Origin of the sequence: Moraxella sp. K127 (assembly GCF_015223095.1) — a bacterium.
In the GTDB taxonomy this organism is placed as follows: Bacteria; Pseudomonadota; Gammaproteobacteria; order Pseudomonadales; family Moraxellaceae; genus Moraxella.
This window is the reverse complement of sequence record NZ_JADFBZ010000077.1, coordinates 1-8,066: the sequence shown is the minus strand read 5'-3', so window position 1 is coordinate 8,066 and position 8,066 is coordinate 1. Positions and strand designations below refer to the sequence as shown.

The 8,066-nt window shown below is 45.2% G+C and carries 8 protein-coding genes; 5 read left to right on the top strand and 3 right to left on the bottom strand.

Annotated features, from left to right (window positions below; all coding sequences use genetic code 11):
- The coding region (gene cas12a / locus IM753_RS12390) for a type V CRISPR-associated protein Cas12a/Cpf1 (protein WP_194109415.1) at positions 1-2,131 on the bottom strand (2,131 nt) is incomplete at its 3' end.
- 200 nt (positions 2,132-2,331) lie between these two features.
- Between cas12a and IM753_RS12385 the strand changes: the two genes are divergently transcribed.
- The 4 genes from IM753_RS12385 (at position 2,332) to IM753_RS12370 (ending at position 5,403) form a co-directional block, all read left to right on the top strand.
- On the top strand, positions 2,332-3,375 hold the full coding sequence (locus IM753_RS12385) for an FAD:protein FMN transferase (protein WP_194109414.1): 1,044 nt from the start codon (positions 2,332-2,334) through the stop codon (positions 3,373-3,375).
- A 78-nt stretch (positions 3,376-3,453) separates the two neighbouring features.
- Positions 3,454-3,891: a hypothetical protein gene (locus IM753_RS12380; RefSeq protein WP_065256570.1), complete on the top strand. Its 438-nt coding sequence runs from the start codon at positions 3,454-3,456 to the stop codon at positions 3,889-3,891.
- A 27-nt stretch (positions 3,892-3,918) separates the two neighbouring features.
- Positions 3,919-5,112 (top strand): 5-demethoxyubiquinol-8 5-hydroxylase UbiM, encoded by a 1,194-nt coding sequence (ubiM, locus tag IM753_RS12375; protein WP_065256569.1) that lies wholly within the window; start codon positions 3,919-3,921, stop codon positions 5,110-5,112.
- A gap of 69 nt (positions 5,113-5,181) precedes the next feature.
- Positions 5,182-5,403 carry a DUF2788 domain-containing protein gene (locus IM753_RS12370; RefSeq protein WP_062501070.1) on the top strand — a complete coding sequence of 74 codons (222 nt, stop codon included), beginning with the start codon at positions 5,182-5,184 and terminating at the stop codon, positions 5,401-5,403.
- Between the two features lie 76 nt (positions 5,404-5,479).
- Here IM753_RS12370 and cmoB read toward each other — a convergent pair whose 3' ends face one another.
- The gene (gene cmoB / locus IM753_RS12365; protein ID WP_065256568.1) at positions 5,480-6,484 is read right to left on the bottom strand and encodes a tRNA 5-methoxyuridine(34)/uridine 5-oxyacetic acid(34) synthase CmoB; all 1,005 of its coding nucleotides are present in this window, start codon (positions 6,482-6,484) and stop codon (positions 5,480-5,482) included.
- Positions 6,485-6,631: 147 nt separating this feature from the next.
- Positions 6,632-7,432, bottom strand: a complete 801-nt coding sequence (gene cmoA, locus IM753_RS12360; protein WP_065256567.1) for a carboxy-S-adenosyl-L-methionine synthase CmoA — start codon at positions 7,430-7,432, stop codon at positions 6,632-6,634.
- Between the two features lie 76 nt (positions 7,433-7,508).
- Between cmoA and msrA the strand changes: the two genes are divergently transcribed.
- A complete protein-coding gene (gene msrA / locus IM753_RS12355; protein WP_194109413.1) occupies positions 7,509-8,027 on the top strand; it encodes a peptide-methionine (S)-S-oxide reductase MsrA in 519 nt (172 codons plus the stop codon).
- The last annotated feature ends 39 nt before the right edge of the window (positions 8,028-8,066 follow it).

The window sequence follows — 8,066 nt, the reverse complement described above, 5'->3', positions numbered from 1 at the left end:
AATCGCTTAAATCCTGATAGCTACTGGTTGGCGAAAATTCAAAACCAAAATGTTGCCATTCTGGATGTTTGTTAATACTCGCCTTAAAAAAATCAATCAACGCATGACAATCTTTTAGATTAAAATTATCGCCTTTTTTGTGCGTGCCTTGTGCATATTTATCCAGTAGCTCTGCAGAAGGATTATAATAATCCAAATTACTCTTGGCAAAAAACACTTTGGGTAGCATTTTATTAGGGCCGGGCAATAATTTATAAACCATTTTTTGATAAACGCTTTTACCTACATTTGGAGCATCATCAAATACTTTTTTATGAGCTTTATCCAATAATGCCAAATAATAACAACCGTCTTTTTGCAAGATAACCCCAAAATTATCTTTTTCTTTATTCAAATCCCAACCGTTTAATAATGTCGGGTTGCCAAAGTTTAATTTGTATTTTTCGGTGCTAAATGGCTTTTGGGACAGATAATCACGCACTTTGTTATAAAGCGTGGCAATCTTGGCAAGCTCATCATATAATGCCCCAAACTCACCATAAAAATTGCCGTCTTGGTTATCTAGCGTGGTTTTGGTCGTTAATAACTTAGCAAAATGCACCACATTTAGGGCGTTGTCTAGTAGCTCTTTTAGTTGTCTTAATTGTGTCATTTCAGGACTTTTGTCTGATTTGATTTTGGGCAATGTTCGCTCGCCTGCTGGGCGTTCACGCTCCAAAAACCCCTTAATGGTGCTGTGGCTGTTGTGTATTTTTTGGATTGGATTGTCCACCCCCGCCAAGCCATGTTTGAAATACTGCCCAAGCTTGCCCGCCTGCACAGACTCATCATCATGCCCAGCAATATAATGCTCTATCGCCTGTTCAAGACTTGCCAAGGAATGCACGCCTTTGATGAATTTGTCTTTTTCTTTTGTCAGTTTTTCTTTGGCATTGTCGGTTTTGGCTTTGGCAAATCTCTCATTAAACTCTGGGTTCACCACATCCACATAATAGTCGTCCAACACCCGACCCAACAAAGCAAAATCACCAAATGCCTGCTTGGATAGCTCATTTAGGTTTTTATGTTCAACATAAATGCCGTCCTTTCGATAGTCATCAAACCTATCAAACAAGCTTTGCACCTTGGCAAAAACATGGGCATAATGGCGGTAAAATTCATTGACCGCTTGACACACCTCGCTATCATCGGCAAATTTGCTTGGCAAAAATGACACGCCCATGCCGTCGCTTAGGATTTGTTTGTGTAGGGGGCGTAATTTGGCGATACGTTCGGATTTTTGGCAATGTTGGTTGTGATGAATATTGATAAGCTCATTAATACCTTGTATCTTGCGAGAACCTGCCTCGCCACTGATACCGCCAAGCAGGGTATTATAAGCCGTGATACCCTCTTGGGTTAAAAGCTTGTGATAGCCGTCCAGATGACTTGCCAGCGACACATCCAAACCGTTGGCATTTAGCTCATTTACAATCTGGTCATATAACGCCGAGTGCTTTTGTTTGATGGTTGCCAGTATTTGTAGATTGTCGATAAAACGTGGCAAGTTTTCATGTATCAGACGATAAGCAATGGCGGTGTGCTTGTCCTCATCGCTGTACATGTTTTTGCGGTTATCATGAAAGCCCGTAAAGTAAGTACTAAACTTCTCAAAATGAGCAATGTGAGCAAGTTTTGGCGATGATTCGCCTTCTTGGGTGATGACAAATTTTGCCAAATCACCAAGCTCTTTGCCGTCTTTAAAGAGCTTTGCCCCAAACAAGCGGTCATAGCCAGCCTTGTATTTGCCACCACTGCCTATCGGCTTGACTATCTCTTTTCGTAAAGCGGTTTGTATCTCGGTTAGCTGTTTTTGTAATGAATCATCTTTGGGGGTTTTTCGTAATGCCAAATAAACCTCATAAAACTCCGCCAATTTGGTCAATACAACCCCACTCATCATATCAGCGATAAAATCACGATGATAATCGTCCAGTATCGCCTTTACCTTTTGGTACATGTCCGCCATGGTCTCATCTTGGCTCAAAAAGTCTTTGGCATGGATATGCTCTAATGTCTTACCAATGGGCTTTAATTCAAAACGCACGGTTTTTGATAGGGGGTATAAATGAGTAAAGTCTTGAAATAACATAAAAAATCTCCGTTTGGTGGTGGCTGGGTACTATTTTGGTACAGCTGTATTTTATAAAAGGCGATTTGTCTTGTCAATATTTTTTATAAGAATATGTAATATGACAAAGATATCATTTTATGATGTATTATGTTATAATTTTAGCCGTCTAACGACACCACCAATTTCTACTATGTGTAGATTAAGAATATGTAAAAATCATGAAACATCAATATCTTATCTCATTATTCATCCTCGCTTTATCCGCTTGCACCCCCACCCCACCGTCCACCACTTACCAAAAAATGGACGGGCAAACCATGGGAACAAGCTACCACATCGCCTTTGAATTACCAAAAGGGGTGACCGCCAATGAGATACAGGCAAGCATAGACGCTCGCCTTGATGAGATAAACGACAGCATGTCCACTTATCAAGCCGACAGCACGATTAGTAAATTCAACGCCCTAAATGCAGGGCAGACGATACAGATAGACCCTGATTTTATCAAAGTGTTATCCGACAGCAGGCTTATCTATGAAAAGTCGCACCACGGCTTTGACCCAACTGTTTATCCACTGGTAGAGCTGTGGGGCTTTGGGGCAAAAATGAGCGTGGAACGCCTACAAAATCCGCCCACCGAAGCCGAAATCCTAGCCGTACGTGATACCATCGGACTTGATAAAATCACACTAAACGGCAATGAATTATCCAAAACAAAAGACGGCGTGGGTCTTGACTTTTCGGCAATTGCCAAGGGTTATGGTGTGGATACGATAGCGGATGTTCTAAAATCCAAATACAACATCACCAACTACATGGTGGAGATTGGCGGAGAAATCGCCACAGGCGGGGTTAATGACAAAGGACTGCCGTGGACGCTTGCCATTGACAAGCCTATCATGGGCAGTACCACCGCCAACCGTGAAATCATGACGACCGTGCTACTGTCAGGACAAAGCATGGCAACCAGTGGCAACTACCGCAACTCGCTTGACTATGACGGCAAAACATACAGCCACACCATAAACCCCCACACCGCAGGTCCTGTGGAAAATGGCGTGCCAAGTGTAACCGTCATCGCCGACACCACCGCACTGGCGGACGGCTGGGCAACCGCTCTGACCGCCATACCCCAAGATGATGCGGTCAGACTTGCCGATGAAAACGACATCATCGCTTTATTTATCATCAAAGATGGCGACAACTGGCAAACCCACAAAAGCCAAGCTTTTATCGCCTTTGAACAGCAGGGCAAAAATTAACCATCAACTCTTTGGTAGTATTGCCTTTAAAAATCCGCCAATTTACATTACAATAGCATAAACCCCACAAGGATAATCATGACCGCATTCTCGCCCAGTCCCCAGTTTACCAAGCGTTGGCATGCCACGCCTACCGCCATCAAAAACGCCTTTCATCAAGAGCTTGATGACATCATTGACATGCTCCATGGTAGCACGCCTGCCCATGAATTTGAGTTTAACCATGCCGATTTTGGGCAGACCGTTGAAGATTTGTTCTTTATCCACCGAGATGACACGCCCATCCCTGCCCGTATCATTCACAACCTAGAAACGCCCCAAGCCCTATTTACCGAGACATCCACCCCGACACAACGGCTACACCCCAAGGATTTGGACGCCCTAGAAGCACGCATTACGGACAAGCTTAGCAAGCAAATTGACGACTTTTTGGGCGAACACATGGCACAGGTCTCTGACGACCTAAAAGGTTGGCTAAAAACCGCCCTAAAAAACGAACTTGCCAATCACCAATAATCTGCCCACACCATCATAAGGCTTATCATGAACACAGCACACAGCGACATCATCATCATCGGGGCAGGGCCGGCAGGTCTTGCGTTTGCACGGCATTTTAAAGACGTGGATTTGACCATTACCATCATTGAAAAATCCCCCCTAGATACCATCGCAAACCCTGCTTATGACGGGCGTGAGATTGCCTTGACTCACCGTTCTCGGGAAATTATGCTAAACTTGGGGGCGTGGCAACGCATACCCGACGATGAGATTTATAAACTCGCTGATGCTAAGGTGTATAATGGCGATTTTAACTATGCCTTGCACTTTAAAGTGCCAAAAGATTTGAGCCTACTCACCAGCATTGACCGCTTGGGCAATCTCATCTCCAACCATAATATCAGACAAGCCTTTTATGATGAAGTCAAGGATTTGCCCAATGTACAAATCCTAACCGAACAGTCTGTCCAAGACATCAAAACCGACAGTCAAGGGGCAAAGGTTATCTTAGCAGATGGTCGCACCTTGACCGCCAACCTGCTTATCGGGGCGGACAGTCGGCTATCCTTTGTGCGTAAAAAGCTCGGTATCGGAGCCGAGATGAACGACTTTGGGCGGACGGTCATCGTCTTTCGGGTGTCGCACCCTTTATCCAATGGAGCAACCGCCCAAGAGTGCTTTTTGTACGGCAGAACGCTCGCCCTACTGCCCCTGCACGACCATCTGACCAACTGCGTCATCACACTAGACAACACCCAAGCCGACAGCCTGCTTGCCATGAATGCCGATGAGCTTGCCTTAGAAGTTCAGCGTATGATGAACGACCGCTTGGGCAAACTGACCCTAGCAGGCACGGTACACCACTACCCACTCATGGGCGTACACGCCAAAACCTTTATTTCTACCCGCTCGGCATTAGTGGGTGACAGTGCGGTAGGTATGCACCCTGTGACCGCTCATGGATTTAACCTAGGTATCATGGGGGCAAACACGCTAGCCACGCTCATCCTAGACGCTCACGCCAAAGGGCAAGACATCGCAAGCCCTGCCCTACTACAAAAGTACAACGTCCGCCACCAAACCCACACTCGCCCTCTATATCACGGCACCAACTTGATGGTAAAAATGTTTACCGATGACAGCACGCCCATGCAAGCGGTGCGGGACTTGACCTTGCGAGTAAGCAACCATTTACCGCCTGTCAAACGTTGGATAGCAGGACAGCTGACGGGTAAATAAGCCATACCGCCATCTTATCAAGTTATGTTATAATAAACTATTCTTACCCACTCATCCACAGGTGTTCTTATGATTGTTGCCATTTCCGAAGGATTGATTGTCAAGATTGGACTGTATGGGCTACTGCCTGCGTTCATTGCTTTTTTGTTTTTTATCATGTGGGACATGGCAAAAAGCACCAATGCCGGCAAGGCAGGGACGTTTTGGATTTTTGTGGCATTGGGAGCGGGGTTTGTCGGCTTTTTACTAAAAATCGTGATTGAGTTTGTGTTAAAGACGTGGTTTATTTAGGGCAATACCTAAAACAACACCATTAAAGGGCGTGCTCAGCGTGTCCCTACGCTATATATCAATTTATGGAATTACATTAAGGCTTTTTGGCAATCATCACCGCCCGTTTGGGGGCAGGATAACCTTCGGCGGTCTTGGTCTTGTCATCTTTGTCCAAAAAGTCCGCCAATGACTGATAATTCATCCACTCGGTTGCACGCTGTTCATCAGTGCTGGTTACATCAATATCTACACAACGCACATCAACAAAACCCACCTTGCCAAGCCATTTTGTCAAAGCAGGCACACTCGGCAAAAAGTACACGTTATTCATCATCGCATAACGCTCAAACGGCACCAAAGCAGTATGTTCATCGCCATCAACGACGAGCGTTTCTAGAACAAGCGTGCCACCGTGACGTAACTGAGCCTTTAACTGCTCCAAATGCTCAAAGGGCGATGAGCGATGATACAGCACCCCCATGCTAAACACGACATCAAACCACCCCCCAGACGGCAATGCTTCTAGCCCCACAGGCACATAATGCACGTCGCACGCCCCCACAAAGTGCTTGATTGCCATAAACTGATGATAAAACAAACACGACGGGTCAATGACCACCACCGACGTCGCCCCCGCCCCAAGCATGCGAAAGCCATGATAGCCCGAACCACCACCGACATCCAGCACTCGCTTGCCTGCCAAATCCAAATGCGGAGCAACTCTCTGCCACTTCCAATCCGACCGCCATTCGGTGTCTATATGGATGAGTTTGTCATCCGAGCCGATAAAAAAAGGACCTTTTCGCCACGGCATGAGTGTTTTTAGCAGTGCCGTGGTTTTTTTATACTCGCCCATTTGCCAGTCATCGCCCAACGTGATGGCGACTTTATCGGTCAGATTCACCGCCACAGGATGAACGTCTGGCAATTTATTGATGGCGGATGCATAATAAGGGGCGTGAGCGTAGCGAGATTTGTCCTTGACATCACCAAGCCATGTCGGTAGATGAGCAAGCCACTCATGGGCGATTGAGTTATTTTTGGCAATGTTTAATAAAAACAGATACAAATCTTTTTCAAAATCAGCAATGGTAGTCATCGGTTATCAATGTAAAAGTTAAAAATTGGGCAGATTGCTTAAATTAACAAGTCATCATGAATTTATACTTAAAAGCAAATTACAATTTATCTTACAAATGGGTTTTAAAACCATCAATGATTTGCAAGATAAAATAAAATACAGACTTTATTTAAAAGCAATGATGGAGATAAAATTTAAAAAGCGAAACCACGTCATCTGTCTGGCAAAACCCACCGCCGTCAGTCGCTCACTGTGCTGATACTCGCTGTCAGTGATGAGTACATTTTCTAGGGCGTTTCTCTTCCCACTGATTTCAAGCTCGCTGTACCCATTGGCACGCTTAAAGTCATAGTACCGCTCAACTTGCCATGCGTCATTTTGCTCATCAAGCAAATGCACTTTTTCGGTCAATATCAAAATTCCCCCATCCGCCAATGCGTCATGGCATTTTTGCAAAAGTTCTGCTCGTTTGGCAGGCGGTAAAAATTGCAAAGTCAAATTCAGCACAATCATGTCGCATTCTTGAAGTGTCATCTCATTGATGTCATCGCAGATGATACTGATGTCATGATTGGGGTAATGCTCGCCCAACAAGGCAGTGGCACGCTCGGTCATGGGGTGCGAGTTGTCAATGCCGATAAGCTCCACTTCATCCGCCCCAAACTCACCCGCTAATGCAAACAGCACCGCCCCAAGCGATGTGCCTAGGTCATAGACACGGCTGATTTTTTTACCGTTTTTTTGCTGGCGATGTCCCAGATGACGACGGGCAAAAATCGGCAACATGGCAAGCACCTGCCCATAACCGGGGACACTTCGGCGTATCATGTCAGGAAAGCACGCCACCACCTGCTCATCAAAGCTAAAACGGGCGTGTTTGTCAAGGGGTGTGGTAAACAGTGTGTCCGCACCAGCATGAATGATTGGGTTAATGGTCGGACTGGGTGTGTGGTCGCTATGTGACATGGGTCGTTGGATTTTTATAAAATATGTGCTATTCTACCACTATTAATATGTTTTTTCATAAATTAAAGGCGTGATTATGCAAGAGATTATCCTAGGGGGCGGTTGTTTTTGGTGTACCGAGTCGGTATTTTTGGCGGTCAAAGGCGTTATCTCTGTGACCAGTGGTTATGCAGGCGGACAGGCAGAGACGGCAGACTATGAATCAGTGTGCAGTGGACAGACGGAACATGTAGAAGTTATCAAGGTTGTTTATGATGAGCAGGTCATTGATTTATCAAGTATTTTAGATATTTTCTTTGCCACGCACGACCCCACCACCCTAAACCGTCAAGGCAATGACATTGGCACGCAGTATGCATCTGTGATTTTTTATGACAATGAAGCGAATTTACCCATCATCAATGACAAAATCGCCACACTAAAAGCGGACGGCATTAATGTGGTCACACGCGTAGAAAAAGCCCCAACTTTTTATCAGGCAGAAGATTATCATCAGAACTTTTTTGCCAAAAATCCCACTCAAGGTTATTGTAACTTTGCCATCCCACCAAAGTTGCACAAGCTCAAAGCAGGGTTTGGCACTCTTCTTAAATAAAATTTTCTTTCATCCAAAAGACAGTCCTGCTGTCTTTTT